Consider the following 26,658-nt stretch of genomic DNA (forward strand, 5'->3'; position numbering starts at 1 on the left):
CCGTGCGCAAGCTGTCCGTACTCCTTCTGACCGGCGCCCTGCTCCTGCTGGGCGCCCCCGCGGCCGGCGCCGCCGACAACGGCAGCTGGTCGGTCTTCCCGGCCGCCGCCGACACCGGCACCCGGCCGTACTTCTATCTCTCGGCCGACCCCGGAGCCACCCTCACCGACAAGGTGACCGTCAAGAACAAGACCGGCGACCCGCTGACGTTCCGGCTGTACGCGGCCGACGCGTACAACACCGAACGCGACGGCGGATTCGCGGTCCGCGCGCAGAACGAGAAGCAGCGATCCGTCGGCGCCTGGGCCAGGACCGACCGCGACCGGGTCACCGTGAAGCCGCACGGTTCGGTCACCGTGCCCGTCACGATCAAGGTCCCCGAGGACGCCGAACCGGGCGACCACCCCGGCGCCCTCGTCGCCCTGGACGAGCGCGTCGACCCCGCCGACGCGGGCGCCGTGGCCGTCGGCATCCAGAAGGCGGTCGGCGCCCGGATCTATCTGCGGGTCAACGGCCCGACGATGCCCGCGCTCTCCGTCGACGACGTCAAGGTCGAGCACACCCAGCCACTGGTCCCGGGCACCGGCACGTCCCGGGCCGTCATCTCGTACACGCTCCGCAACCGCGGCAACGTCACCCTCAGCCCCAAGGTCGCGCTCAAGGCCGAGGGGCTCTTCGGCCGCACCCTGCTCGCCCGCGAGCTGAAGCGGATTCCCTCCGAGCTGCTGCCCCGCCAGGAGGTCCGGCTCACCGAGGAGTGGAAGGGCGCGCCGCAGCTGGAGTGGGGCGAGGTCAAGCTGACCGCCAGCGCGCGCGACACCCGCGAGGCCGCCACCGCACCGTACTTCGCACTGCCCTGGCTGGTCGCCGGAGTGCTGCTGGTGCTTCTTGCCGGGGGCGCGGGGCTGTGGATACGGGCACGTCGGAGCCGTCGCCGCACGGCCTGAGACGAGGGGCCCGGCGGCCCCGCCGGCCGCCTTGGTGCGGCAGCGCCGCCGGGATCGGGGACAATGGGCGCCATGAGCGCTCGACCTAACCCAGAAGCTGCTGCGCAGCAGGCTGAGAACACCGCCCCGCACCGGGCCGGCTTCGCCTGCTTCGTGGGCCGTCCCAACGCGGGCAAGTCCACCCTTACGAACGCTCTGGTCGGCCAGAAGGTGGCGATCACGTCCAACCGGCCACAGACCACCCGGCACACGGTCCGCGGCATCGTGCACCGGCCGGACGCGCAGCTGATCCTGGTCGACACCCCCGGCCTCCACAAGCCGCGCACCCTGCTGGGCGAGCGTCTCAACGACGTCGTACGCACCACCTGGGCCGAGGTCGACGTCATCGGTTTCTGCCTGCCCGCCGACCAGAAGCTCGGCCCCGGCGACACGTACATCATCAAGGAACTCGCGGGCATCAGGAAGACGCCCAAGATCGCGATCATCACCAAGTCCGACCTGGTCGAGTCCAAGCAGCTCGCCGAACAGCTGCTGGCCGTCTCCCGCCTCGGCGAGGAGCTCGGCTTCGAGTGGGCGGAGATCATCCCGGTCTCGGCCGTCAAGGACGACCAGGTCGGTCTGCTGGCCGACCTGATCGCCCCGCTGCTCCCCGAGAGCCCGCCGCTCTACCCGGAGGGCGACCTCACCGACGAGCCCGAGATGGTCATGGTCGCCGAGCTGATCCGGGAGGCCGCGCTCGAAGGCGTACGGGACGAGCTGCCGCACTCCATCGCGGTCGTCGTCGAGGAGATGCTGCCGCGCGAGGACCGTCCGGCGGACAAGCCGCTGCTCGACATCCACGCCAACGTCTACATCGAGCGGCCCAGCCAGAAGGGCATCATCATCGGCCCCAAGGGCAAGCGGCTCAAGGACGTCGGCACCAAGTCGCGCAAGCACATCGAGGCGCTGCTCGGTACGCCGGTCTTCCTGGACCTGCACGTGAAGGTCGCCAAGGACTGGCAGCGGGACCCCAAGCAGCTGCGCAAGCTGGGGTTCTGAGCGGTCTCAGCCCTGCGCCGGTCTCACGCGCCCTCCTTCAGGACGCGTGCGACCAGTGCGCGCTGGGCGTCGGTCAGCCGCGGGTCCGCGCAGTGCACGGTCCGGTCGCCGACCGTGATCCGGTAGCCGAAGCCGTCCGGAACGCCGGCCGGCGGGGTGTCCCGGCCGCCGGTGAGTGCCGATTCGGCCAGGGTCTCCCATTCACGGGCGTCGGCCCGCCCGGAGGTGTCGATCTCGCGGTGGCGTGCGATACCGGCGAAACCACCGGTCCTGCTCACCTGGATCCGCATACGGTGTCCTTCCTCGACGGGCGGGCCTGGGGCTTCCGTTCGGATCATGCCTCATCCGAACGGAAGGCCCCCGTTGTCTAGACGGTCGGTACGCCCACCTCCGACCAGGCCTTGAGGACCGCCTCCGCCTCGTCCCCCTCGCCGAAGCGGCTGCGTGCCGCCGCGACGGTCAGCCGGGCGAAGGCCGCGAAGTCCGCGTCCACCGCCAGTTCACCACCGGTGAGCACATCGAACCAGAGCTGCCCGGCCCGCTCCCAGGAACTGCCGCCGAGCGCGGTCGCCAGCAGGTAGAACGCGCGGTTCGGGATTCCGGAGTTGAGGTGCACCCCGCCGTTGTCGTCGCCGGTGTGGATGTAGTCGTCCATGGACGCGGGCTGCGGGTCCTTGCCGAGCACGTCGTCGTCGTACGCGGTGCCGGGCGCCTTCATCGAGCGCAGCGCCACCCCCTGGACCCTGGGTGCCAGCAGGCCCGCACCGATCAGCCAGTCGGCCTGCTCCGCGGTCTGGCCCAGCGAGTACTGCTTGACCAGGGAACCGAACACGTCCGAGACGGACTCGTTGAGCGCGCCGGACTGGCCGTAGTAGCTCAGGTTGGCCGTGTACTGGGTCAGTCCGTGCGCCAGCTCGTGGGCGATGACGTCGATGGCGACGGTGAAGTCGAGGAAGATCTCCCCGTCCCCGTCGCCGAACACCATCTGCTCGCCGTCGAAGAAGGCGTTGTTGTACTTCTCGTCGTAGTGCACGGAGCCGATCAGCGGCAGCCCGTTGCCGTCGATCGAACGCCGCCCGTATTGCTTGAGCAGCAGTTCGAAGGTGGCTCCGAGGCCCGCGTACGCGCGGTTGACGCTGGCGTCGCCCGTGGGGTCCTCGCCCTCGGCGCGGACCTTGGTGCCGGGCAGGTCGGTGCCGTGCCGGCAGTCGTAGAGGGTGCGGTCGGGTTTGCCGGAGCGGTCGTCCTGCGGCGCGGGGGCGACGCGGGGCGGGACGGGCGTCGTCACCTGGCGGCGGGTGCGCCGGGCGGCGTCGGCCTCCAGGGTGCGGCGGGCCGGGCCCGCCAGGACGGGATCGTCGGACTGCGACAGCTTGTCGAGGACGTGGGGCGGCACGATGGTGCAGAAGACGGGGTGGGACCCGTGCTGAGTTCGAGGCTGCATGCACTCGACTGTGGCAGCGTGTGATCGCAATGTCACTGGTTGCCACCAGGATTGACGAAATAGAGTGATCGGTCACTGTTCACCCGTTACCGGTGCCCGGTCCCGCATACTGATACGGCACCGACCTCTCGGGCGTCGCTCGGCTAGTCTCTTCGCATCATGCGTTTCGGGCTGCTTCTTCTTAGCTGCCGCGGCGAGGGTCTGTAAGTCGTAGGCCGACCCCCTCCCCGCGGAGTCTTGTGTTGCAGCGACACGGTCGGCCTCCCCCGAGCTCTTGAAGAGCAGGGGGGACCCCCTCCGCCGGACTCCGAGGAGCCCCACGTCATGACCGCAGTGAATCCCGCTCAGACTCCCGTCGGCAACTCCGTCGGCCGCCCCACGCCGGTCACCAACGCCACGGGACTGCAGAAGCCGTCCGGGATGCCGATCGGCAAGTACGGCCGGTACGAGGCCGTCGAGATTCCCGACCGCACCTGGCCGGACAAGCGGGTCACGGTCGCTCCCCGCTGGCTCTCCACGGACCTGCGCGACGGGAACCAGGCGCTGATCGACCCGATGTCACCGGCCCGCAAGCGCGAGATGTTCGACCTGCTGGTGCGCATGGGCTACAAGGAGATCGAGGTCGGCTTCCCGTCCTCCGGCGAGACCGACTTCGCGTTCGTCCGCTCCATCATCGAAGAGGGCGCGATCCCCGAGGACGTGACGATCTCCGTCCTGACGCAGGCCCGCGAGGAACTGATCGAGCGGACCGTCGAATCACTGGTCGGGGCCCACCGCGCCACCGTTCACCTGTACAACGCGACCGCCCCCACCTTCCGCCGCGTGGTCTTCCGCGGGTCCAAGGAGCAGGTCAAGCAGATCGCCGTGGACGGCACCCGGCTGGTCATGGAGTACGCCGAGAAGATCCTGGGCGAGGAGACGATCTTCGGCTACCAGTACAGCCCGGAGATCTTCACCGACACCGAGCTGGACTTCGCCCTGGAGGTCTGTGAGGCGGTATGCGATGTCTGGCAGCCCGAGGAGGGCCGCGAGATCATCCTCAACCTGCCCGCCACCGTGGAGCGTTCGACGCCGTCCACGCACGCCGACCGGTTCGAGTGGATGTCGCGCAACCTGTCGCGCCGCGAGTTCGTCTGCCTGTCCGTCCACCCGCACAACGACCGCGGCACCGCCGTCGCCGCCGCCGAACTGGCCCTGATGGCCGGGGCGGACCGGATCGAGGGCTGCCTGTTCGGCCAGGGCGAGCGCACCGGCAACGTCGACCTGGTGACGCTGGGCATGAACCTCTTCTCGCAGGGCGTCGACCCGCAGATCGACTTCTCGCAGATCGACGAGATCCGCCGCACCAGCGAGTACTGCAACCAGATGGAGGTCCACCCGCGCCACCCCTACGCGGGCGACCTGGTCTACACCGCCTTCTCCGGCTCCCACCAGGACGCCATCAAGAAGGGCTTCGACGCCATGGAGGCCGACGCGGCCGCCCAGGGCAAGACCGTGGACGACATCGAGTGGGCGGTGCCCTACCTGCCGATCGACCCGAAGGACGTCGGCCGCAGTTACGAGGCGGTCATCCGGGTCAACTCGCAGTCCGGCAAGGGCGGAATCGCGTATGTCCTGAAGAACGACCACAAGCTGGACCTGCCGCGCCGGATGCAGATCGAGTACTCCCGGATCATTCAGGCCAAGACCGATGCCGAGGGCGGCGAGGTCACGCCGGCGCAGATCTGGACGACGTTCCAGGACGAGTACCTGCCCAACCCCGGCAACGCCGCGGCTCAGTGGGGCCGCGTGCAGCTGCGCACCGGCCAGACCACCACCGGCTCGGACGGCCAGGACACGATCACCGTCGAGGCGACCGTGGACGGCGCGGACACCGTGCTCACCGGCACCGGCAACGGCCCGATCTCGGCGTTCTTCGAAGCGCTGCAGGCCATCGGCATCGACGCCCGGCTGCTGGACTACACCGAGCACACGATGAGCGAGGGTGCGAGCGCCCAGGCCGCCTCGTACATCGAGTGCGCGATCGACGGGAAGGTCCTGTGGGGCATCGGCATCGACGCCAACACCACGCGGGCCTCGCTGAAGGCGGTCGTCTCGGCCGTCAACCGCGCCACCCGCTGACCCCCGTGCCCGAAAGGGCATGAAGCGGCACGGTTCGTGACCCCGTCCACCCGCACCCGGGAGGACGGGGTTCGGCCATCTCCGGGCGGTTGTGACGAGCGAGGTGCTGACGTCCTCTCGCGGATGTGGTTAACATCACGTCAACACGGCAATGTTGCCGAGGGGTACCTCCCGTGTCCTTGGGGCCACGGGGGAGTTACGGAGGTGTGCGACGTGCGGTCAGCCCTGGGACAACGCGCCATAAAGCTGCGTATCTGCGGCATCCGCACCATGTGGGACACCGTCGGTGACGGCGAGTTCTTCTGCACCGGCTGCGGGGGTGACCGCAACTACCGCCGCCTCACCGGACGCCTCCGGTTCGCCGTCCTCGGCGTACCGCTGCTGCGGCGCGGCACCGTGGGCCCGGTCGTCGAATGCGCCGCGTGCCACCACCACTTCGACACCGACACGCTCGACCACCCCACCACCACCCGGTTCTCCGCGATGCTCAAGGACGCCGTCCACACCGTGGCGCTCGGCGTCCTGGCGGCCGGCGGCACCACCTCCCGCACCGTCCTGGAGACCGCGGTCGCCACCGTGCGCGGCGCCGGATTCGACGACTGCACACAGGAGCAGCTCGCCACCGTCGTCGAGGTCCTCTCCGTCGACATAGGCCACGGCTCGGCGTTCGACCCGGCCGCCGAGGCCTGCGGCGCGGCCCTGGCCATCGAACTCCACGAGGCGCTGGAGCCCCTCGCCCCGCATCTGGCCCCCGCCGGACGCGAATCGATTCTGCTCCAGGGCGCCCGGATCGCGCTCGCCGACGGCCCGTACAGCCAGGCCGAACGCGAGGTGCTGACCACGGTCGGCGGGGCGCTCCAGCTCCGCGCCGAGGACACGGCCCGGCTGCTCGCCGCGGCGGCGCGTACGCCCTCCTGAGCCCTCCGGCGGGGCGGCCCGGTAAGTTGGCTCTCTTCGGGCGGCGAGAGCTCCCGGAGCCCCGATTGCGAGCTCCACGATGAGCGCCCAACCGTCCCTCGCACGACTGCGCCTCCATGCCGCGCTGGACCGCCTGGCCGTCACCTTCGCCGGTCTGACCGCCCGGTCCGACGAGCACAACTGCGTGTGCCACTGGGGCGATGCCGAAGAGCTCGCGCTGCTCAAGACGGCGGACGCGGAGCTGGACCCCGACCTCCTGCGGCGCACCTGGGACGCCCCCGACTGGACCGACCACGCGTCCGTCCTGCGCCGGATCCTGCCCCAGTTCGCCCGGACCCTCGTCGGCGGCCCTGTCGCCCCCTGGCAGGCGGAGGCGGGCCGCTCGTTCGCCCGGGGCCGATGGCAGCGCTGGCCCGCCGAGCAGGCCGGGGCGGTCCGGGAGTTCCTGCACGCCTGGTGGGCCGACACCCTCACCGACCCGTCTCCCGCGGTGCCCGTCCCCGACGTCCTCGTCGTGATCACCGAGGCGTCCGCGGCCGTCGGCCCGTGGCTCGGCGTCTGGAAGACGCTGACAGGGCCGCCGGCCGACGCGCACCTGGCCGCCCTGGTCGAACAGTGGGAGTGGGAGCTGATCGGAGGCCAACTGCCCTGGAGCGGCTGGGACAACGAGGAGGAGATCCGCACCGAGCTGACCGCCTGGCTGGTCCGCAACGCACCCGCCAGGCTCCGCGCCCACGGCGCACCGCCGGAGCTGCTCAACCGGATACGGCTGCTCGGCCTCCCCTGCGCCGACCGCTGGGAGGACCCCGGCTGGGACGGCCGGCCCTACTGATCCGGCCGCCGCGCGGCTCACCGTCCCTTACTCCCGCCGGAGTAAGCCGGGGCGCCGCACCCTCCCCGGCGGTGGCGCGGATGGCGGTCTCCGGCGCGAGGAATCGGCCCCGGCCCGACGGGAGCCCGGACATGAACCAGACACCCGGACGGAAAGGGGGGCTCGTATGAGGGCCGCAACGCGGGACAGGGGCGAGCCGTCGCGGGCGCAACAGCGGAGCCGGTGGCGGATGCCGCCCTGGTGGTATCCCCTCCACGAACGGCACGACCCTGATGCACCAGGTCTCCACGACCGGGCCGGGCCAGGACGACGACGCCCTGCCGATGGCCGTCGTCACGGACTCAACCGGGCCCCTCCTGTGCCTTCTGGCGGCCGATCTCGCCAGCAGCCCGGGAATGGGGCCCATCGCCGCCGTGGGGGTGCTGTGCGCGCTCCTGGCGATGCTGACGCGGCTGGTGCTCCTGGGCCGCCGGGGGCAGGAGGACTTCTTCATCAGCACGCCCGACTCGATCCCGGCGACGGAGACCACTCGCCACGCCTTCCCCGGCCGCCCGGCTGATCGCCCGGGTCCTCAGCGCGCCCCGCACCCCGACCGCCCCCGTCGGCCCCGAGACGCTCTGCGACCGCGCCCAGCTGGTGATCATCGCGTACGAATCCGGGCCGGTGGTGGCCGTTGGCGGCGGAGCGGACGGGAACTGAGCGGACCGGGTCGCGGGGGCGGCCCCGGCGGGCCGCCCGCGTACCGGACAATGGAGCCATGAGCTTGTTCCGGGACGACGGCGTGGTGCTCCGCACGCAGAAGCTGGGCGAGGCCGACCGGATCATCACGATCCTGACCCGCGGCCACGGCCGGGTACGGGCCGTCGCGCGCGGCGTGCGGCGCACGAAGTCGAAGTTCGGGGCCCGGCTGGAGCCGTTCTCCCATGTGGACGTGCAGTTCTTCGCCCGCGGCAGCGAGCTGATCGGACGCGGCCTGCCGCTCTGCACCCAGAGCGAGACGATCGCCCCCTACGGCGGCGGCATCGTCACCGACTACGGGCGCTACACCGCGGGCACCGCGATGCTGGAGACCGCCGAGCGCTTCACCGACCACGAGGGCGAGCCCGCGGTCCAGCAGTACCTGCTGCTGGTCGGCGGACTGCGCACGCTGTCCCGCGGGGAGCACGAGCCGCATCTCATCCTCGACGCCTTCCTGCTGCGTTCCCTCGCCGTCAACGGCTACGCACCCAGCTTCGACGACTGCGCCCGGTGCGGAATGCCCGGACCGAACCGTTTCTTCTCCGTCGCGGCGGGCGGCGTCATATGCGGCGACTGCCGGGTACCGGGCAGCGTCGTACCCTCGGCGGAGGCCGTCACCCTGCTGAGCGCACTGCTCACTGGTGACTGGGAGACGGCGGACGCGTGCGAGGCGCGGCATGTCAGGGAGGGGAGCGGGCTGGTGTCCGCCTATCTGCACTGGCATCTGGAGCGCGGACTGCGCTCACTGCGGTACGTAGAGAAGTGACACAGGCAGTCAGGCAGAGGGAGCGAGACAGTTCATGGCAGTACGCGGGATTCTCGGCGGCCGTAACCGGCACGACTACAAGACCCCGGAGCCGCACCCGTCCGGTGCCGTGCCCCCGACGATCCCCGGTGAGCTGGTGCCCAAGCACGTCGCCGTGGTGATGGACGGCAACGGCCGCTGGGCCAAGGAGCGCGGTCTGCCGCGCACCGAGGGCCACAAGGTCGGCGAGGGCGTCGTCATGGATGTGCTCAAGGGCTGCATCGAGATGGGCGTCAAGAACCTCTCGCTGTACGCCTTCTCCACCGAGAACTGGAAGCGGTCCCCGGACGAGGTGAAGTTCCTGATGAACTTCAACCGGGACGTCATCCGCCGCCGCCGCGACGAGATGGACGAACTCGGCATCCGCATCCGCTGGGTCGGCCGCATGCCGAAGCTGTGGAAGTCCGTCGTCCAGGAGCTCCAGGTCGCCCAGGAACAGACCAAGGACAACGACAAGATGACGCTGTACTTCTGCGTCAACTACGGCGGCCGGGCCGAGATCGCCGACGCCGCGCAGCGGATCGCGCAGGATGTCGCGGCCGGGAAGCTCGACCCGTCGAAGGTCAACGAGAAGACCTTCGCGAAGTACACCTACTACCCGGACATGCCGGACGTCGACCTCTTCGTCCGCCCGAGCGGCGAGCAGCGCACGTCCAACTACCTGATCTGGCAGAGCGCGTACGCCGAGATGGTCTTCCAGGACGTGCTGTGGCCGGACTTCGACCGCCGTGACCTGTGGCGGGCCTGTCTGGAATTCGCCCAGCGCGACCGGCGTTTCGGCGGTGCGGTGGAGGCCGCTGCTGCCAAGGCGGACCCCTCCTCCGCGAGCTGATCAGCGCGAAGCAGGCGGGCGGAGACTCCGTTCCCGGAGCCTCCGCCCGCCTGCTTCCCCGATGCTTCGCTGAAGCCCCCGGAGGTCAGCTCTCCGCGCTTGCGCACTCCGCGCAGGTACCGAAGACCTCCACCGTGTGCGCCACGTTCACGTAGCCGTGCTGCGCCGCGATCGTCTCCGCCCACTGCTCCACCGCCGGGCCCTCGACCTCGACGGCCTTGCCGCACATCCGGCACACCAGATGGTGGTGGTGGTCGCCGGTGGAGCACCGCCGGTAGACGGACTCGCCCTCGGTGGTGCGCAGCACATCGACCTCGCCCGCGTCCGCGAGGGACTGCAGGGTGCGGTAGACCGTGGTCAGCCCGACCGAGTCGCCGCGGTGCTTGAGCACATCGTGCAGCTCCTGCGCGCTGCGGAACTCGTCCACCTCGTCGAGCGCAGCGGCCACCGCCGTCCGCTGCCGGGTCGAGCGGCCGCGTACCGGTGCCGCGTTCGTTCCGCTGATCGGCGCCGTCGCCACAGGAGCCTCCTCGTGTCGCCCGTACGTTTGTCGGGCCATTGTGCCAGCCCGGCCCGGCCGCGGGGTCAGACGTGGACGTCGTCCGCGGCCCGGCGGGTGGCCGGTACCTCCAGGGTGCACCGGTCGGAGGCCGTTTCGCTCCTGCGTGCGCGGCTTCTGGCCAGCGGGGCGGCGAGCAGCGTCAGCCCGACGAAGACGCCGATGGCCAGCAGCACGATCGTCGCGCCGGGCGGTACGTCCTGGTAGTACGAGGTCACGGTGCCGGCCAGCGTCACCGCCACCCCGATGACCACCGAGAGCACGAAGGTCACCTTGAAGGACCGGGTGATCTGCTGTGCGGCGGCGACCGGGACCACCATCAGGGCGCTGACCAGCAGCAGCCCGACGACCCGCATCGCGACGGTGACGGTGACCGCCGCGGTGACCGCGACCAGCAGGTTCAGCACCCGCACCGGCAGCCCGGTGACCCGGGCGAACTCCTCGTCCTGGCTGACCGCGAACAGCTGCCGGCGCAGCCCCACCGTCACCAGCAGCACGAACGCCGCCAGGAGGCCGATCGCGGTGATGTCCTCGGAGGAGACCGTGGCGAGCGAGCCGAAGAGGTACGAGGTGAGGTTGGCGTTGGAGCCGGTGTCGGAGAGGTTGATCAGCAGGACACCGCCCGCCATGCCGCCGTAGAAGAGCATCGCCAGCGCGATGTCGCCGCGGGTGCGTCCGTACCAGCGGATCAGCTCCATGACGACCGCGCCCACGACGGCGACGGCGGTGGCCATCCAGACCGGGCTGGTGGAGAGCAGGAAGCCGAGGCCGACGCCGGTCATCGCGATATGGCCGATGCCGTCGCCCATCAGGGCCTGCCGGCGCTGCACCAGGTAGATGCCGACGGCGGGGGCGATGACGCCGACCAGCACGGCGGCGATCAGCGCCCGCTGCATGAAGGGAGGGGTGAGGAATTCCATGATCAGCTCAGCAGTCCCGTCCGGACGGGCTCGGAAGCCGCGTGGGGGTGTACGTGGTCGTGGCCGGGCAGCGCGTGCTGTCCCAGCGCCTTCGGGGGTGGCCCGTCGTGCATCACGCAGCCGTCGCGCAGTACGACCGCGCGGTCGATCAGCGGTTCCAGCGGGCCCAGCTCGTGCAGGACGAGCAGCACGGTGGTGCCGGCCGTGACCTGCTCACGCAGGGTCGCGGCGAGGATCTCCTGGCTGGCCAGGTCGACGCCGGCCATCGGCTCGTCCATGATCAGCAGCTCGGGTTCGGCGGCGAGCGCGCGGGCGATCAGGACGCGCTGGTGCTGGCCGCCGGAGAGGGCGTTCACCGAGTCCTTGGCGCGGTCGGCGAGCCCGACGAGTTCGATGGCCCGGTCGACTGCGGCGCGGTCGGCCTTGCGGGGCAGGCCCAGCTTGGTCCGGGACAGCCGCCCGGAGGAGACGACCTCGCGGATGGTGGCCGGTACGCCGCCGGCCGCCGTGGTGCGCTGCGGTACGTAGCCCACCCGCGCCCAGTCGCGGAACCGGCGCAGCGGGGTGCCGAAGAGCTCGACGGCGCCGCCGGTGAGCGGGACCTGGCCGATGGCGGAGCGTACGGCGGTCGACTTGCCGGAGCCGTTGGCACCGAGCAGTGCGACGACCTCGCCGCGGTGCACGGTCAGATCGACGCCGCGCAGCACGGGGCGTGCTCCGAGGGTGGCCGTGGCGTCGCGCAGGACGATCACGGGTTCGGGGGTGGAGCTCGCGGGCTCGGGCATGAGCGCCTCCGGTGCTGCTGCGGGGTTCGGGCGGGGCGGATCGGGTGCGTCGGCCGGATCGGGCGCGGCGGTCGGGTCGGTCGGGTCGCTCACTTCGCGCCGAGTGCCTTCTCCAGCGCGGCGAGGTTGGACCTCATGACCTCGATGTAGTCATCGCCCTTGGACTTGTCCGTGATTCCCTCCAGCGGGTCCAGGACGTCGGTCCGCAGGCCGGTGTCGCGGGCGACGGTCTTCGCCGTCTTGTCGCTGGCGAGCGTCTCGAAGAAGACGGTGGTGACCTTCTTCTTCTCCGCGATGGAGTGCAGGGCGCTGATCCGGGCGGGGCTGGGCTCGGCCTCGGGGTCGATGCCGGCGATGCCCTCCTGAGTGAGGCCGTAGCGCTCGGCCAGGTACCCGAAGGCGGAGTGGGTGGTGATGAACGTCCTGGTGGCGGTGGACTTCAGCCCCTTCTCGTACGCGGTGTCGAGCGCGCCGAGCTCCTTGACCAGGGTGTCGGTGTTCTTGCGGTAGTCCGCGGCGTGGTCCGGGTCGGTCTTCTCCAGGGACTTCCCGACCCCCTTGGCGACCTCGGCGTACTTCACCGGGTCGAGCCAGATGTGCGGGTCGGCGCCGGGCTCCTCGCCCTCGTGCTCGTGGCCGTGCTCCTCGCCGCCGGCCTCGGTGCCGTGGTCCTCCAGCGTGGTCAGCTTCGCGGCGTCGACGGTGTGCTCCGACTCGGAGAGCTTGATCGCGTCGTCCACGGCGGGCTGGATGCCCTTGAGGTAGAGGATGTAGTCGGCGTCGCTGAGGCCGCCGATCTGCCGCGGGCTGAGCTCCAGGTCGTGCGGTTCCACGCCGGGCTTGGTGAGCGTGGAGACGGAGACGTGGCTGCCGCCTATTCGCTCGGCCAGGAACTGCATCGGATAGAACGATGCCACCACGTTCAGCTTGTCACCGCTCCTGTGGTCGGCGGCGTCGGATGACGAGCAGGCGGAGAGGGCGGTGAGGCCGAGGACGACTGCTCCGGCGACGGCTGCGGTGGGTATGAGGCGGCGTTCGTTCATGACAGTCATTTTCAACTAAAGTGGAAACGATTGTCAACAAGGGTGATGAGATGCCTCCGGGAGCGGCTGTCCCGATACCGATTTGATCGAAGGGGCGTGCCCGCCGGTAATCTGGGGCATTCGCCCGCCCGTCTCCCGACCTCCACCCCCCACCGAGGCGCTCCGCGCCGCCCCTGTCCAATTTCGCCGTCGTAATGAAGAGAGCACCGTGGCCGCCGACAAGATCGACTCCATCGTCAGCCTGAGCAAGCGCCGTGGCTTCGTTTTCCCCTGTAGCGAGATCTACGGTGGCCAGCGTGCCGCCTGGGACTACGGACCGCTGGGCGTTGAGCTCAAGGAGAACCTCAAGCGCCAGTGGTGGCGCTACATGGTCACTTCGCGCGAGGACGTGGTCGGGCTCGACTCGTCGGTCATCCTGGCCCCCGAGGTGTGGGTGGCCTCCGGCCACGTGGCCACGTTCTCCGACCCGCTGACCGAGTGCACCTCCTGCCACAAGCGCTACCGCGCGGACCACCTGGAGGAGGCGTACGAGGAGAAGCACGGCAAGCCGCCGGTCAATGGCCTCGCCGACCTCAACTGCCCCAACTGCGGCAACAAGGGCACCTTCACCGAGCCCAAGCAGTTCTCCGGCCTGCTCTCCACGCACCTCGGCCCGACCCAGGACTCCGGCTCGGTCGCGTACCTGCGTCCCGAGACGGCCCAGGGCATCTTCACCAACTTCGGCCAGGTGCAGCAGACTTCCCGCAAGAAGCCGCCGTTCGGCATCGCGCAGATGGGCAAGTCCTTCCGGAACGAGATCACTCCGGGCAACTTCATCTTCCGCACCCGCGAGTTCGAGCAGATGGAGATGGAGTTCTTCGTCAAGCCGGGCGAGGACGAGCAGTGGCAGGAGTACTGGATGGAGCAGCGCTGGAACTGGTACACCGGCCTCGGCATGCGCGAGGAGAACATGCGGTGGTTCGAGCACCCGGCGGAGAAGCTCTCCCACTACTCCAAGCGCACCGCTGACATCGAGTACCGCTTCCGCTTCGGAGGCAGCGAGTGGGGCGAGTTGGAGGGCGTCGCCAACCGCACGGACTACGACCTGAAGGCGCACTCCAAGGCCTCGGGCACGGACCTGTCCTTCTTCGACCAGGAGGCCGGCGAGCGCTGGACCCCCTACGTCATCGAGCCGGCGGCCGGTGTCGGCCGCTCGGTCCTGGCCTTCCTGCTGGACGCCTACATCGAGGACGAGGCGCCCAACGCCAAGGGCGTCATGGAGAAGCGCACCGTGATGCGCCTCGACCCGCGCCTGGCGCCGGTCAAGGTCGCGGTCCTGCCGCTGTCCCGCAACCCCCAGCTCTCGCCGAAGGCCAAGGGCCTCGCCGCCGACCTGCGGCAGAACTGGAACATCGAGTTCGACGACGCCGGCGCCATCGGCCGCCGTTACCGTCGCCAGGACGAGATCGGTACGCCGTTCTGCGTCACCGTCGACTTCGACACCCTCGACGACAACGCGGTGACGGTGCGCGAGCGCGACACCATGAAGCAGGAGCGCGTCTCGCTGGACCAGATCCAGGCGTACCTCGGCGCCCGACTGCTCGGCTGCTGATCCGCCGCATCTGCTGATCCGTCGCATCCGCTGGATGAGGCCCCCGGTTCCCCGAACGGAACCGGGGGCTTCGTGCACACTGGGCACAATCGTCCACAGGAGGCTCGGATGCCGTCCATGACCACGAGCAAGGTCAGCAGATGGGACCAGCACGGCCGTGAACACATAGTCCACGTAAGGAAGTCGGGGATGCAGCGGCAGTTGAGCTGCGACACCTGCGACTGGCGCAAGGGGGCGCAGTTCCTGCCCTGGCTCAAGGCCGAGGAGCACCTCGCCGAGGCGCACCAGGCAACGGTCGACCCGACGGCGACGTAGCCGAAGCCCCAGTCGAAGCCACCGTCGTGGCCTGCGTGGAGCCCGCCGCGCGTCGCCCCGCAGGCGCCGTACCCTTGTTGCCCGTTGCCCGTTGCCCGTCGTCAGGCGCGCAGGCCGCGCAGCAGCAGATCCGAGACGGCGGTGAACTCGGCGACGATGGCGGGTTTCTGCCACTCGGCGGCATACGCCGGGTCGTGGAAGCGCGCCGTCGCGTCGAAGACCGCCTGGGCGGCGGCCGCGGGGTCGTCCACGGCGAACTGCCCGTCGGCCACCCCCTCCTCGATCATCTCCCGCAGCTGGCCCACCAGTTCGCGGATGTGCTCCTCGACCACGGTGCTCTCGCCCATCAGCACCTCATAGGTGGCGAACAGCTCCGGATCGTCACCCGCTTTGTGCCGCTTGGCCTCGAACAGCGCCTCCAGCCACTGCCGCAGCTTCGCCGGGGCGGGCTGGGCCGAGGCGTGCAGGATCTCGGTGAGCGCCAGCTCCGTGCGGGTCAGCCAGCGACCGGTCACGGCCTCGCGCAGGGCGGCCTTCGTGCGGAAGTGGCGGTACACGCTGCCGTGGCTGACGCCGAGCGCCCGGGCCACGTCGACCACGGTCGCCTTGGCGGGGCCGTAGCGGCGCAGCACGTCCTCGGTGGCTTCGAGGATGCGCTCGGGAGTCAGCGGATCGGGTGGCGGCGTCATCGCGGGTGTGCTGCCTTTCGGGGGCGTCGAGCGGCTTCGGGCGGCTTCGGGCGGCTGGGGGCCGGCGGCCGGACCGGGTCTCGCGTACGGCTTCCCGGCGGTGTCGCCGAGCCCCGCTGACCGTACCCGGAGGTCAGCGCTCGCTGTCCAGGTGGGCCATCTGGCTGTCGGGGTAGCGGGCGCCCGCCGCCGCGCCGGCCGGGACGGCCTCCTCGATCGCGGCGAGATCGGCCGCGGTCAGCTCCACGTCCAGGGAGCCGAGAGCCTCGGTCAGCCGGTCGCGCCTGCGGGCTCCGACCAGCGGCACGATGTCCGCGCCCTGGGCGAGGACCCAGGCGATGGCGATCTGCGCGACCGTGACGCCCTTCTGCTCGGCGATCTTGCGGAGCGCGTCGACCAGGTCGAGGTTGTGCTGGAGGTTCTCGTCCTGGAAGCGGGGGCTCATGGTCCGGAAGTCACCGGCGGCCAGCTCGCGGTCACGGGTGAAGTGGCCGCTGATCAGACCGCGGGAGAGCACCCCGTACGCCGTGACGCCGATGCCGAGCTCCCGGCAGGCGGGCAGGATCTCCGCCTCGATGGACCGGGAGATCAGCGAGTACTCGATCTGCAGATCGGAGATCGGGGCGACGGACGCCGCCCGCCGGATCGTCTCCGCGCCGACTTCGGAGAGGCCGACGTGGCGGACGTGTCCGGCCTCGACCAGCTCGGCGATGGCTCCGACGGTCTCCTCGATCGGGACGTCGGGGTCGAGCCGGGCGATCCGGTAGACGTCGATGTGGTCGAGGCCCAGCCGCTGGAGTGAGTAGGCCGCGAAGTTCTTGACCGCTGCCGGGCGGCCGTCATAGCCGCTGAAGCCGCCCTCGACCGTCCGCAGTGCGCCGAACTTCACGCTGGTCAGGGCCTGTTCCCGGGCGGCGGCGGGGGCGGTGCGCAGGGCCTCGTTGATCAGTAGCTCGTTGTGGCCCATGCCGTAGAAGTCGCCGGTGTCCAGCAGGTTGATGCCGGTGTCGAGCGCGGCATGAATGGTGGCGACCGACTCGGCGCGGTCGGCCTCGCCGTACAGCGCGGACATTCCCATGCAGCCGAGGCCGAGCGCGGAGACCTGCGGGCCGGTGGAGCCGAGGGTGTGGGTGCGAAGGGCGGTCATGAGGAACTCCCGAGTGGGCGGAGGAGAGCGGAGAGGAGAGCGGAGTGTCATGCATGCATATCGACCATGACATACGCGATGACAGATTTCAATATCTGTCAGTCCATGTTCCCTCTTCGGGGTGATCCGGCCGGACGAAAATCCGGTGCTGGAGCCGCTCCGGGCGCGGTACCGTTTCGGCATGTCTCCGTTCTTCCAGATCTACGAGTGAGCGCGCGGCGGGTCCGACCACCCGCCGCCCACCGGATCGATCCAGGGTCGTTTCAGACCTCACTTTCACCATGAATGGGAGAACCCCGTGGCCAAGAGCCGTAACAACCTTCTCGGCGTCGGCGGACAACGGAAGAAGCTGTCCCGCGCCGAGCAGCAGGGCGCAGGTCCCGAGCGCAACGCCGACCGGAAGACAGCGGCCGAGCAGAAGCAGGAGCTGCTGCGCAAGATGCGGGAGCGTGCCGGCCACCCCGAGCAGGCGGACGACGCCGCCGAGCGGGACGCCCCGGCACAGGACGCCGCCGAGCAGGACGCCCCGGCACAGAGCTGACGCCCGCTCGCAGTGAGCGGGCCGCACCACACGTACGACCGTGGCCCGGAACACCTGAGGTGTTCCGGGCCACCGGCGTTCCGGACGTGCTCAGGCGACCGTGCGCGGCAGCCTCAGGCTCAGCAGCGTCGTCAGCACCACCGTGCCCAGCTGCACCAGCAGCGTCACGATCAGCGCGTCCCGCATCCCCGACCCCGGTGCCAGCGAAAGGAACAGCGAACCGAGCGTCGCCACGCCCAGCGCCAGCGCCGCCTGCTGAGTCGTCGTCATGACTCCGCCGCCCACGCCGGCCCGCTCCGGCGGCACGTCGGAGAGCACGATGCGGAACAGGACGGGCAGCTGGAGCCCCTGGCCGAGACCGGCGATCGCCATCCCCGGCATCAGCCCAAGCAGCCCCAGTCCGGACCAGCCGCGCCATACGGTGAGTGCCAGCACCACCACGCCGAGGGCCTGGATGAGCCCGCCGGCCGTCACGACCCGGCTGCCGTACCGCTGCACCAGCCCCGGACCGGCCAGCGAGGCGACGAAGAAGGCCGCCGCCATCGGGGCCATCGACAGGCCGGACGCCGCCGGACCCAGCTTCAGGCCCTGCTGGAGCGCCACCGCGATGACGAACATGAAGCCGCCGAAGCCGACCGAGAACGGCAGCACCAGCGACAGCCCGCGCCGCAGCGAGTCGAGCCGCAGCAGGCTCGGCGGGACCAGCGGGATCCGGCCGCTCCGGTCGGCCCGCCGCTCCACCCGGTAGAAGGCGGCCGCGGTGAACGGGAACAGCGCCAGCGAGACCCAGGTCCACAGCGGCCAGCCCGCCGCACGCCCCTCGGTCAGCGGGGCCAGCAGCGTGACCAGTGACGCGGCGAGTAGCAGCGTGCCCGGTACGTCGACCGGCGCGGGCCGCTCCGAGCGCGTCTCCGGCACCGAGCGGGCCGCCAGTACCAGCCCCACCGCCGCCACCGGAACGTTGACCAGGAACACCGACCGCCAGCCCGCGCTCTCGCCGAGCACCGACGACAGCGGCGCGGCGGCGACCAGTACCCCGCCCAGGATCTGGCCCGCGACCATGGAGAGTCCGGCTGTCGCCCCGTACAGGCTCATCGCCCTGGCCCGCCGGTGTCCCGAGGTGGCCGCCTGGATGGTGGCGAGCACCTGCGGCAGCATCAGCGCCGCCGCGGCGCCCTGGGCCACCCGTGCCCCGACCAGCGTCCAGGCGTTCGGTGCGAGCCCGCAGGCCAGTGAGGTGAGCCCGAAGGCCGCGATGCCCAGCAGGAAGAGCCGGCGCCGGCCGGCCATGTCGCCGAGCCGGCCGCCGAGTACGAGCAGGACGGCGTAGGCGAGCCCGTAGCCCGCGACGACGAGTTCCAGCAGCGCGGGACCCGCGGCCAGATCGTGGTCGATGGTGGGGAGGGCGACGTTCACGATGAAGAAGTCGATCAGGGGAAGAGCCGCACCCAGCAACACGGTGAACAGACCCAGCGCGCCGAGCACCGGCGTGGGGTGGTCGTGCCGCACCACGGGGGCGGCGGTGGTGGCGGATGTCTTCGATCGTACGGAGGAATCACTCACGGCATCGACGATGGCTCTTCCCGAAGCCTGGTACCAGAGTTTCTTTATCCTGGTACAAGTAGCACCCGGCATGGTGTCGGGCCGTCCAGCAAGCTGGAGGAATGACGACGATGGCGACCGCGGCCGGGACGGGCCCCGTAGTCCCAGAGGCCCCCGAGGTCCGGGAAACCCCCGAGGTCCCGGAGACCGAGATCCGGCGGCACGAGCTCGCGGACTTCCTGCGCAGCCGCAGGGAGCGGATCACCCCCGAGCAGGTGGGCCTGGTACGGGGTCGCCGCAGGCGTACTCCGGGGCTGCGCCGCGAGGAGGTGGCCCAGCTCTCCGCCGTCGGCGTCACCTGGTACACCTGGCTCGAACAGGCCCGGGACATCCAGGTCTCGCCCCAGGTCCTCGACGCGCTCGCCCGCGCATTGCTGCTCGACCGCAGCGAGCGCCGCCACCTCTTCTCCCTCGCCGGGGCCATCGATCCGGCACCCGGCACGGAGTGCCCGAGCATCACCCCGGCGCTGCGCGCGATGCTGCGGCAACTGGAGCCGATTCCCGCCTGCGTCCAGAACAGCCGGTACGACATCCTCGCCCACAACCGGACCTACGGCCGGTTGCTCTGCGACCTGGACGCCGTCGCACCCGAGGACCGCAACATCATGCTGCTGGCCTACACGAACGAGGAATGGCGTTCCACCGTCATGGACATCGCCGAGGTGACCCGCTTCCTGACGGCCAAATTCCGGGCCGCGATGGCCGAACATCTCGCCGAACCTTCCTGGAAGGCCCTGCTCAAGCGGCTGGAGACGGTGTCGCCGGAGTTCCGCGAGACCTGGCTGCGGCACGAGGTCGTCGGCCCCGGCGGCCGGTCCAAGATCTTCCGCAACGCGTACGTGGGGCTGCTGCGCGTGGAGACCTCGGACCTCTGGCTGGGCCCGTCGGCCGGGCCGCGGCTGGTCACCTACGTACCGCGCGACGAGGAGACCCATGAGCGGCTCCAGCGGCTTCAGGCCCTGGTGCTCGCCGACGAGGACTGACTTCCGGACCGGCCCGACTGATCCACGGCCCGGCCTCCCGCAGGGCCGTGCCCCGCCGCCGAAGAGCCACCGCCCGCCGAGGAGCCACCGCCCGCAGACGGGCCGTCCGCCGTCGCGGCCCCCTCCAGCCGTTCAGCGGTCCGGCGTGCGGTGCCGCGCGCCCAGCGCCCGCTGCTCACTGCCCCGACCAGCAGGACGCACACCCCGCAGCCGGTGATGATCCACCAGACGGGTCTGCTCGCCGCCACGAAGTCGCCGGCCGGTCCGATGCCGTCCGAGGAGCCGGCGCCGGCCATCCCCGCCGCCAGCACCGCCCCGATCACGGCGACGCCCAGCGTCTGCCCGATCTGACGGCTCGTCGAGGCGACCGCCGCGGCCACGCCCGCCTGGGACCGCGGCATACCGGAGACGGCGGTGTTGGTGATGGGCGCGTTCACCGAGCCGAAGCCCAGCCCGAACAGCACATAGCCGGTGAACATCAGCATGTTGTCGGTCTCCGCGTCGAACAGCGCGAACATGAGACCGCTCGCCGCCATGGCGACCCCCGCGACCAGGAGCGGGATACGCGGCCCCCGGCTGGCGACCATGCGACCCGAGAGCGGCGGCAGGACACAGACCACCGCCGCCATCGGGAGCATGTACAGACCGGCGCCCAGTGCGCTCAGTCCCCGTACGTCCTGCAGGTAGAGCGTGTTGACGAAGAGGAAGCCGCCGAGCGCGGCGAAGGCGCTGACCGCGATGACGGTGGCCCCGCTGAACGGGGCGCTGTGGAAGAACCGCAGATCGATCAGCGGATCGGCGCGCCGGGGTTCGTACACCAGCAGGCCGGTCAGCGAAGCCGCCGCGACCCCGGCGAACAGCAGGATCTCCGCGGAGGCCCACCCCTTCTGCGGCGCCTCGATGATCGCGTACGTCAGCGAACCCAGCAGCGCGATCACCAGCAGCTGGCCCACCGGATCGGGGCGGCGGGCCTTCGCGGCGCGCGACTCGGGAACGTACTTCCAGGTCAACAGCAGTGCGGCGATGCCGACCGGCAGATTGATCCAGAAGATCGACCGCCAGCCGACCGAATCGACCAGACTGCCGCCGACCACCGGTCCCGCGGCCATCGAGATACCGACGACACCGCCCCAGGCACCGATCGCCCGCGCGCGTTCGCGCGGCTCGGTGAAGGTGTTGGTGATGATCGACATCGCGACCGGGTTGAGCATGGAGCCGCCGACGGCCTGCACCATCCGGAACACGATCAGCGTCTCCAGACTGGGCGCGATCGAGCAGAGCGCCGAGCCCAGGGTGAAGAGGACGAGTCCGGCCTTGAAGACCTTGCGCCGGCCGATCCGGTCGGCGGTGGAACCCGCGAGCATGAGCAGGGAGGCGAGGACGAGTGTGTACGCGTCGATCGTCCACTGCATCCCCGCGACGCTCGCGTGCAGGTCCTGGCGCATGGAGGGGAGGGCGACGTTCAGGACGGTGCTGTCCAGGCTGACGATCAGCAGACTCATGCAGCAGATCGCCAGCACCAGCATCCGTCTCCGGTGGCTGAGCTCGGGCATACATGGATAGTACGGCTAACTAACGACTATCGCTGCCGGTACCGTGCATCCTCGGCAGGCACAGGCACAGGCACAGGCACAGGCACAGGCACAGGCACAGGCACAGGCACAGGCACAGGCACCGCAGGCGCAGTCCGGCCGCAGGAGCGCTTCTCCGCGTACACCCTGAGCGGTCTCCACATACGCCCGGAGCAGTTCTCCGCGTACGCGACAATGGGGGAATGACCACGCTCGCCCCCTCGCCCCAGCTGCTCCGCATCGGCCCGCACACCGTGCAGCCGCCGGTGGTCCTCGCCCCCATGGCCGGCATCACCAACGCGCCCTTCCGCACGCTGTGCCGGGAGTTCTCGGGCGGCAAGGGGCTGTTCGTCAGCGAGATGATCACGACGCGGGCGCTGGTCGAGCGCAACGAGAAGACCATGCAGCTCATCCGCTTCGACGCGAGCGAGACCCCGCGCTCCATCCAGCTGTACGGAGTGGACCCGGTCACGGTCGGCAAGGCCGTCCGCATGATCGTCGACGAGGACCTCGCCGACCACATCGACCTGAACTTCGGCTGCCCGGTCCCCAAGGTCACCCGCAAGGGCGGTGGCTCGGCGCTTCCGTACAAGCGGCCGCTGCTGCGCGCGATCCTCCACCAGGCAGTCTCCAACGCCGGCGAGCTGCCGGTCACCATCAAGATGCGCAAGGGCATCGACGACGACCACCTCACCTACCTCGACGCCGGCCGGATCGCGGTGGAGGAGGGCGTCACGGCGATGGCCCTGCACGGCAGGACCGCTGCCCAGCACTATGGCGGCACCGCCGACTGGGACGCCATCGCCCGCCTCAAGGAGCACGTCCCGGAGATCCCCGTCCTGGGCAACGGCGACATCTGGTGCGCGGACGACGCCCTGCGGATGATGCGCGAGACCGGCTGCGACGGCGTGGTCGTGGGCCGCGGATGCCTGGGCCGCCCCTGGCTCTTCGGCGACCTGGTGAGCGCCTTCGAAGGTACGGGGACGAGGCAGACACCCTCCCTGCGCACCGTCGCGGACGTCATGCTGCGGCACGCGACGCTGCTCGGCGAGTGGATCGGCGACGAGAGCCGGGGCGTGATCGACTTCCGTAAGCACGTGGCCTGGTACCTCAAGGGCTTCGCGGTCGGTTCCGAGATGCGCAGGAACCTCGCGGTCACCTCCTCGCTGGAGGAGCTGGGCTCGCAGCTGCACGAGCTGCGGCTGGACCAGCCGTGGCCGGACGGCGCCGACGGCCCCCGTGGACGTACCTCGGGCAACAACCGGGTGGTTCTCCCGGACGGTTGGCTGAAGGACCCGTACGACTGCTCGGGCATCAGCGCGGACGCGGAACTGGACACGTCGGGGGGCTGAGACCCGCTGGACCGCTGGGGGTGGAGGGGCACCGCGTGCCGCTCCGCCCCCTTCGCTCGTTTGAGCGAGCCGCCTGGTCGGAATCGGCGACATCGGGCTCGATATTCGGCCAGATTCTGCCGAGGTGGCTGATCTCGAGGTCTGGCCGGTCGGCTGCCTCGTCACCGAGTGGCGCCATGTGACCGTCAGATCACCCACGGCTGCCCGGGAGGCGTCCGGATGGTGACATCTGAGCGCCACTTCCGGCGTGATCCTCGCCACCCTTGAGGGGTGTATCGCTCAGATGAGCATCACAACCCGGGGTGCATTTCTCAAATGATGGCACTGGGTGCCAGAGGGCTCCACTTTGATCGATCGATCCTTCTGTTACGTACCGTCGCGATCCTCGAGGATGATGGGTGCGCTGCGTGATTATTCGTTCAAGGAGTGAATGCATTCGCTCGAACAGCTTGTTCGTAGGGTCACTTTCGATCTGCTGGCGGATGGGTGGTTGCGGCCGCACGACGCGCAAGTGGACGTACCCAGACACCTTCGATCTGGGTATGTTCCTCGCCGTCAGGGCAGCCACCGCGTCCTCGAGGAGTCGAGACCCGTGTCGGAAAACAAAGATCCCCATGTATCCACCCCGGAATCCCGGGAGCCTGCGGGTCAGAAGTTCGTTTATGACTTCACCGAGGGCAACAGGGATCTGAAGGACCTGCTCGGCGGGAAGGGTGCCAACCTCGCCGAGATGACCAATCTCGGGCTCCCCGTCCCTCCGGGCTTCACCATCACCACCGAGGCGTGCAAGGTCTACCTCGGCAGTGGTGAGGAGCCGGCCGCGCTGCGCGACGAGGTGAGTGCGCACCTCGACGCCCTTGAGACGCGGATGGCCAAGAAGCTCGGCCAGTCCGACGACCCGCTGCTGGTCTCCGTCCGCTCCGGCGCCAAGTTCTCGATGCCGGGCATGATGGACACGGTCCTCAACATCGGCCTCTCCGACGCGTCCGTCGTCGGTCTCGCCACCCAGAGCGGCGACGAGCGGTTCGCGTGGGACTCCTACCGTCGGCTCATCCAGATGTTCGGCAAGACCGTCCTCGGCGTCGACGGCGACCTCTTCGAGGAGGCGCTGGAGGCCGCCAAGGAGGCCAAGGGCGTCACCGTCGACGTGGATCTCGACGCGGCCGACCTGAAGAAGCTGGTCAAGCAGTTCAAGAAGATCGTCACGCGGGACGCCGGACGCGACTTCCCGCAGGACCCCCGCGAGCAGATGGACCTGGCCATAAAGGCCGTCTTCGACTCGTGGAACACCGACCGGGCCAAGCTCTACCGCCGCCAGGAGCGCATCCCCGGCGACCTCGGCACCGCGGTCAACGTCTGCTCCATGGTCTTCGGCAACCTCGGCCCCGACTCGGGTACGGGTGTCGCCTTCACCCGCGACCCGGCCAGCGGCCACCAGGGTGTCTACGGCGACTACCTGCAGAACGCGCAGGGCGAGGACGTCGTCGCCGGCATCCGCAACACCGTGGCGCTCGCCGAGCTGGAGTCCATCGACAAGAAGTCGTACGACCAGCTGATCGCGATCATGGAGACGCTGGAAACCCACTACCGGGACCTCTGCGACATCGAGTTCACCATCGAGCGCGGCCGGCTGTGGATGCTGCAGACCCGGGTCGGCAAGCGCACCGCCGGTGCCGCCTTCCGGATCGCCACCCAGCTCGTGGACCAGGGCCTCATCGACGAGGCCGAGGCGCTGCAGCGGGTCAACGGCGCGCAGCTGGCGCAGCTGATGTTCCCGCGCTTCGATGACACGGGAGCGCGCGGCGGGGAGGGGCCGCAGCTGCTCGGCCGCGGCATCGCGGCGTCTCCGGGCGCGGCGGTCGGCAAGGCCGTCTTCGACTCGTACACCGCGATCAAATGGTCCCGTTCCGGCGAGAAGGTCATCCTGATCCGCCGTGAGACCAACCCGGACGACCTCGACGGCATGATCGCCGCCGAGGGCATCCTGACCTCGCGCGGCGGCAAGACCTCGCACGCCGCCGTCGTCGCCCGGGGCATGGGCAAGACCTGTGTCTGCGGTGCCGAGGAGATCGAGGTCGACACCAAGCGCCGCCGGCTGACGGCCGGGACCACGGTCGTGGAGGAGGGCGACCTCGTCTCCGTCGACGGATCGACCGGCAAGGTCTACCTCGGCGAGGTGCCCGTCGTGCCGTCGCCGGTCGTCGAGTACTTCGAGGGCCGGATGCACGCGGGCGCCGACGACGCCGACGAGCTGGTCGCCGCCGTGCACCGGATCATGGCGTACGCGGACCGGGTGCGCCGGCTGCGGGTGCGGGCCAACGCGGACAACGCCGAGGACGCCCTGCGGGCCCGTCGCTTCGGCGCCCAGGGCATCGGACTGTGCCGCACCGAGCACATGTTCCTCGGCGCGCGCCGCGAGATGGTCGAGAAGCTGATCCTGGCCGACACCGACCAGGAGCGCGAGACGGCGCTGGACGCGCTGCTGCCGCTCCAGAAGGCCGACTTCATCGAGCTGTTCGAGGCGATGGACGGACTGCCCGTCACCGTGCGGCTGCTCGACCCGCCGCTGCACGAGTTCCTGCCCGACATCACCGAACTGTCGGTCCGGGTGGCGCTCGCGGAGTCCCGCAAGGACGCCAACGAGAACGACCTCCGCCTGCTCCAGGCCGTGCACAAGCTGCACGAGCAGAACCCGATGCTCGGTCTGCGCGGGGTCCGGCTCGGTCTTGTCATCCCCGGCCTGTTCGCCATGCAGGTACGGGCGATCGCCGAGGCCGCCGCCGAGCGCAAGAACGCCAAGAGCGACCCGCGCGCCGAGATCATGATCCCGCTCGTCGGCACGGTCCAGGAGCTGGAGATCGTCCGCGAGGAGGCGGACCGGGTCATCGCCGAGGTCCAGGCCGCCACCGGCACGAACCTCAAGCTGAAGATCGGCACGATGATCGAGCTGCCGCGCGCCGCGCTGACCGCCGGTCAGATCGCCGAGGCGGCGGAGTTCTTCTCCTTCGGCACCAACGACCTGACCCAGACGGTGTGGGGCTTCTCCCGCGACGACGTGGAGGCCTCGTTCTTCACCGCGTACCTGGAGAAGGGCATCTTCGGGGTGTCGCCGTTCGAGACGATCGACAAGGACGGCGTCGGTTCGCTGGTACGCAGCGCCGTCGAGGCCGGCCGGGCCACCCGTCCCGACCTGAAGCTCGGCATCTGCGGCGAGCACGGCGGCGACCCGGAGTCGGTGCACTTCTTCCACGAGGTGGGCCTGGACTACGTCTCCTGCTCACCGTTCCGTATTCCGGTGGCCCGTCTGGAGGCGGGCCGGGCGGCAGCGGAGTCGCGCGGCAGCGACAGCCGCTGACGCGGCGGTACCTACTGATTCCGGAGCTGTCGTCGGCTCACCAGACCCTCACCGACCCGACGGCGGCTACGGAATTCCCGGAGGCGGCGGCACCCTGTGCGAGGGGTGCCGCCGCCTCGTCATGCCCGCCGGACCCGTGGATCCGGCAGCGCGGCGCGGGGCCCGGGACCGTGAGGGCTGTGAGCGACGGCTGTGAGTGGCTGCCTTGAGTGAGCGCTTTCTGCGATTCCTAGCACTCCATTGCTTCGTTTAATGCGCAAAGAGATGAGCCGGAACGGACCGGGGTGCGGCCCATGGATCCCCATCCATGGGCCGCACCCGGCTTACCCCCGCCGGGTGCGGAGCCGCACCATTGCCAACGGCCGCCGAGCGAGCGAAACCCCCCACGGCCTTCACTCGCTCTTCCGGTGGCTCTGGAATCGCAACCCGACGTCGTACAGCCTTTCGGGTGGTACCCGGTCGGGGCGAGACGTTTCACCTCTGGCCGAAACCCCGTGGTGACGTGGTGTGACGACTCGCATACCCTTGCG

Annotated in this window: 23 protein-coding genes; 13 read left to right on the top strand and 10 right to left on the bottom strand. The window is 70.1% G+C overall.

Annotated elements, in window-relative coordinates:
• The first annotated feature begins 2 nt into the window (after positions 1 to 2).
• On the top strand, positions 3 to 947 hold the full coding sequence (locus tag OG322_RS25845; protein WP_123470868.1) for a WxL protein peptidoglycan domain-containing protein: 945 nt from the start codon (positions 3 to 5) through the stop codon (positions 945 to 947).
• Between the two features lie 63 nt (positions 948 to 1,010).
• A complete protein-coding gene (gene era, locus OG322_RS25850; protein WP_185095709.1) occupies positions 1,011 to 1,985 on the top strand; it encodes a GTPase Era in 975 nt (324 codons plus the stop codon).
• Positions 1,986 to 2,008: 23 nt separating this feature from the next.
• Here era and OG322_RS25855 read toward each other — a convergent pair whose 3' ends face one another.
• Positions 2,009 to 2,275 (bottom strand): protealysin inhibitor emfourin, encoded by a 267-nt coding sequence (locus tag OG322_RS25855; protein WP_124283974.1) that lies wholly within the window; start codon positions 2,273 to 2,275, stop codon positions 2,009 to 2,011.
• A 77-nt stretch (positions 2,276 to 2,352) separates the two neighbouring features.
• Positions 2,353 to 3,429 carry a M4 family metallopeptidase gene (locus OG322_RS25860; protein WP_123470863.1) on the bottom strand — a complete coding sequence of 359 codons (1,077 nt, stop codon included), beginning with the start codon at positions 3,427 to 3,429 and terminating at the stop codon, positions 2,353 to 2,355.
• A gap of 324 nt (positions 3,430 to 3,753) precedes the next feature.
• On the opposite strand from OG322_RS25860, the gene leuA reads away from it, so the two are divergent.
• The 5 genes from leuA to OG322_RS25885 all read left to right on the top strand — a co-directional run bounded on the left by leuA (position 3,754) and on the right by OG322_RS25885 (position 9,675).
• Positions 3,754 to 5,550, top strand: a complete 1,797-nt coding sequence (gene leuA, locus OG322_RS25865) for a 2-isopropylmalate synthase (RefSeq protein ID WP_123470861.1) — start codon at positions 3,754 to 3,756, stop codon at positions 5,548 to 5,550.
• A gap of 213 nt (positions 5,551 to 5,763) precedes the next feature.
• On the top strand, positions 5,764 to 6,468 hold the full coding sequence (locus OG322_RS25870; RefSeq protein ID WP_185095708.1) for a TerB family tellurite resistance protein: 705 nt from the start codon (positions 5,764 to 5,766) through the stop codon (positions 6,466 to 6,468).
• 79 nt (positions 6,469 to 6,547) lie between these two features.
• The gene (locus OG322_RS25875; protein WP_124283973.1) at positions 6,548 to 7,300 is read left to right on the top strand and encodes a hypothetical protein; all 753 of its coding nucleotides are present in this window, start codon (positions 6,548 to 6,550) and stop codon (positions 7,298 to 7,300) included.
• A gap of 757 nt (positions 7,301 to 8,057) precedes the next feature.
• Positions 8,058 to 8,804 (top strand): DNA repair protein RecO, encoded by a 747-nt coding sequence (gene recO / locus OG322_RS25880; RefSeq protein ID WP_123470854.1) that lies wholly within the window; start codon positions 8,058 to 8,060, stop codon positions 8,802 to 8,804.
• A 34-nt stretch (positions 8,805 to 8,838) separates the two neighbouring features.
• Positions 8,839 to 9,675, top strand: coding sequence for an isoprenyl transferase (locus OG322_RS25885; protein WP_123470852.1), 837 nt, complete (start codon positions 8,839 to 8,841; stop codon positions 9,673 to 9,675).
• Between the two features lie 85 nt (positions 9,676 to 9,760).
• Here OG322_RS25885 and OG322_RS25890 read toward each other — a convergent pair whose 3' ends face one another.
• The 4 genes from OG322_RS25890 to OG322_RS25905 all read right to left on the bottom strand — a co-directional run bounded on the left by OG322_RS25890 (position 9,761) and on the right by OG322_RS25905 (position 12,982).
• Positions 9,761 to 10,195 (bottom strand): Fur family transcriptional regulator, encoded by a 435-nt coding sequence (locus OG322_RS25890; RefSeq protein WP_123470850.1) that lies wholly within the window; start codon positions 10,193 to 10,195, stop codon positions 9,761 to 9,763.
• Positions 10,196 to 10,260: 65 nt separating this feature from the next.
• On the bottom strand, positions 10,261 to 11,154 hold the full coding sequence (locus tag OG322_RS25895) for a metal ABC transporter permease (RefSeq protein ID WP_124283971.1): 894 nt from the start codon (positions 11,152 to 11,154) through the stop codon (positions 10,261 to 10,263).
• Between the two features lie 2 nt (positions 11,155 to 11,156).
• Positions 11,157 to 11,939: a metal ABC transporter ATP-binding protein gene (locus tag OG322_RS25900; RefSeq protein ID WP_124285149.1), complete on the bottom strand. Its 783-nt coding sequence runs from the start codon at positions 11,937 to 11,939 to the stop codon at positions 11,157 to 11,159.
• Positions 11,940 to 12,028: 89 nt separating this feature from the next.
• Positions 12,029 to 12,982: a metal ABC transporter substrate-binding protein gene (locus OG322_RS25905; protein ID WP_123470845.1), complete on the bottom strand. Its 954-nt coding sequence runs from the start codon at positions 12,980 to 12,982 to the stop codon at positions 12,029 to 12,031.
• A gap of 208 nt (positions 12,983 to 13,190) precedes the next feature.
• On the opposite strand from OG322_RS25905, the gene OG322_RS25910 reads away from it, so the two are divergent.
• Together OG322_RS25910 and OG322_RS25915 are read left to right on the top strand one after the other, a co-directional pair.
• Positions 13,191 to 14,573, top strand: coding sequence for a glycine--tRNA ligase (locus tag OG322_RS25910; protein ID WP_024491652.1), 1,383 nt, complete (start codon positions 13,191 to 13,193; stop codon positions 14,571 to 14,573).
• Positions 14,574 to 14,681: 108 nt separating this feature from the next.
• A complete protein-coding gene (locus OG322_RS25915) occupies positions 14,682 to 14,888 on the top strand; it encodes a hypothetical protein (protein ID WP_123470842.1) in 207 nt (68 codons plus the stop codon).
• Positions 14,889 to 14,989: 101 nt separating this feature from the next.
• On the opposite strand, the gene OG322_RS25920 is transcribed toward OG322_RS25915, so the two are convergent.
• Together OG322_RS25920 and OG322_RS25925 are read right to left on the bottom strand one after the other, a co-directional pair.
• Positions 14,990 to 15,577, bottom strand: a complete 588-nt coding sequence (locus tag OG322_RS25920; protein WP_123470840.1) for a TetR family transcriptional regulator — start codon at positions 15,575 to 15,577, stop codon at positions 14,990 to 14,992.
• 133 nt (positions 15,578 to 15,710) lie between these two features.
• Positions 15,711 to 16,724 carry an aldo/keto reductase gene (locus OG322_RS25925; protein ID WP_124283969.1) on the bottom strand — a complete coding sequence of 338 codons (1,014 nt, stop codon included), beginning with the start codon at positions 16,722 to 16,724 and terminating at the stop codon, positions 15,711 to 15,713.
• 298 nt (positions 16,725 to 17,022) lie between these two features.
• Here OG322_RS25925 and OG322_RS25930 point away from each other — a divergent pair, with 298 nt between their 5' ends.
• A complete protein-coding gene (locus OG322_RS25930; RefSeq protein WP_123470836.1) occupies positions 17,023 to 17,265 on the top strand; it encodes a DUF6243 family protein in 243 nt (80 codons plus the stop codon).
• Positions 17,266 to 17,355: 90 nt separating this feature from the next.
• Here the strand turns inward: OG322_RS25930 and OG322_RS25935 are convergent, their stop codons facing one another.
• The gene (locus OG322_RS25935; protein WP_329307767.1) at positions 17,356 to 18,777 is read right to left on the bottom strand and encodes an MFS transporter; all 1,422 of its coding nucleotides are present in this window, start codon (positions 18,775 to 18,777) and stop codon (positions 17,356 to 17,358) included.
• Positions 18,778 to 18,929: 152 nt separating this feature from the next.
• Between OG322_RS25935 and OG322_RS25940 the strand changes: the two genes are divergently transcribed.
• A complete protein-coding gene (locus OG322_RS25940; protein ID WP_123470834.1) occupies positions 18,930 to 19,850 on the top strand; it encodes an MmyB family transcriptional regulator in 921 nt (306 codons plus the stop codon).
• Here OG322_RS25940 and OG322_RS25945 read toward each other — a convergent pair.
• Entirely contained in the window at positions 19,820 to 21,403 is a 1,584-nt protein-coding gene (locus tag OG322_RS25945; protein WP_206432306.1) for an MFS transporter, read from the bottom strand. The two genes, OG322_RS25940 and OG322_RS25945, sit on opposite strands and share 31 nt — an antisense overlap.
• A 221-nt stretch (positions 21,404 to 21,624) precedes the next feature.
• On the opposite strand from OG322_RS25945, the gene dusB reads away from it, so the two are divergent.
• Together dusB and ppdK are read left to right on the top strand one after the other, a co-directional pair.
• Positions 21,625 to 22,773 carry a tRNA dihydrouridine synthase DusB gene (gene dusB / locus OG322_RS25950; protein ID WP_123470829.1) on the top strand — a complete coding sequence of 383 codons (1,149 nt, stop codon included), beginning with the start codon at positions 21,625 to 21,627 and terminating at the stop codon, positions 22,771 to 22,773.
• A 592-nt stretch (positions 22,774 to 23,365) separates the two neighbouring features.
• Positions 23,366 to 26,128: a pyruvate, phosphate dikinase gene (ppdK, locus tag OG322_RS25955; RefSeq protein WP_329306996.1), complete on the top strand. Its 2,763-nt coding sequence runs from the start codon at positions 23,366 to 23,368 to the stop codon at positions 26,126 to 26,128.
• Positions 26,129 to 26,658: the final 530 nt, after the last annotated feature.

This window comes from Streptomyces sp. NBC_01260, from assembly GCF_036226405.1.
Lineage (GTDB): Bacteria > Actinomycetota > Actinomycetes > Streptomycetales > Streptomycetaceae > Streptomyces > Streptomyces laculatispora.

Coding starts and splice junctions, on each gene's coding strand:
- OG322_RS25855 (WP_124283974.1), bottom strand. CDS start 2,275: ATGCGGATCCAGGTGAGCAGGACCGGTGGTTTCGCCGGTATCGCACGC.
- OG322_RS25920 (WP_123470840.1), bottom strand. CDS start 15,577: ATGACGCCGCCACCCGATCCGCTGACTCCCGAGCGCATCCTCGAAGCC.
- OG322_RS25915 (WP_123470842.1), top strand. CDS start 14,682: ATGCCGTCCATGACCACGAGCAAGGTCAGCAGATGGGACCAGCACGGC.
- leuA (WP_123470861.1), top strand. CDS start 3,754: ATGACCGCAGTGAATCCCGCTCAGACTCCCGTCGGCAACTCCGTCGGC.
- OG322_RS25900 (WP_124285149.1), bottom strand. CDS start 11,939: ATGCCCGAGCCCGCGAGCTCCACCCCCGAACCCGTGATCGTCCTGCGC.
- OG322_RS25895 (WP_124283971.1), bottom strand. CDS start 11,154: ATGGAATTCCTCACCCCTCCCTTCATGCAGCGGGCGCTGATCGCCGCC.
- OG322_RS25860 (WP_123470863.1), bottom strand. CDS start 3,429: ATGCAGCCTCGAACTCAGCACGGGTCCCACCCCGTCTTCTGCACCATC.
- OG322_RS25875 (WP_124283973.1), top strand. CDS start 6,548: ATGAGCGCCCAACCGTCCCTCGCACGACTGCGCCTCCATGCCGCGCTG.
- OG322_RS25940 (WP_123470834.1), top strand. CDS start 18,930: ATGACGACGATGGCGACCGCGGCCGGGACGGGCCCCGTAGTCCCAGAG.
- OG322_RS25925 (WP_124283969.1), bottom strand. CDS start 16,724: ATGACCGCCCTTCGCACCCACACCCTCGGCTCCACCGGCCCGCAGGTC.
- dusB (WP_123470829.1), top strand. CDS start 21,625: ATGACCACGCTCGCCCCCTCGCCCCAGCTGCTCCGCATCGGCCCGCAC.
- era (WP_185095709.1), top strand. CDS start 1,011: ATGGGCGCCATGAGCGCTCGACCTAACCCAGAAGCTGCTGCGCAGCAG.
- OG322_RS25905 (WP_123470845.1), bottom strand. CDS start 12,982: ATGAACGAACGCCGCCTCATACCCACCGCAGCCGTCGCCGGAGCAGTC.
- OG322_RS25885 (WP_123470852.1), top strand. CDS start 8,839: ATGGCAGTACGCGGGATTCTCGGCGGCCGTAACCGGCACGACTACAAG.
- recO (WP_123470854.1), top strand. CDS start 8,058: ATGAGCTTGTTCCGGGACGACGGCGTGGTGCTCCGCACGCAGAAGCTG.
- OG322_RS25945 (WP_206432306.1), bottom strand. CDS start 21,403: ATGCCCGAGCTCAGCCACCGGAGACGGATGCTGGTGCTGGCGATCTGC.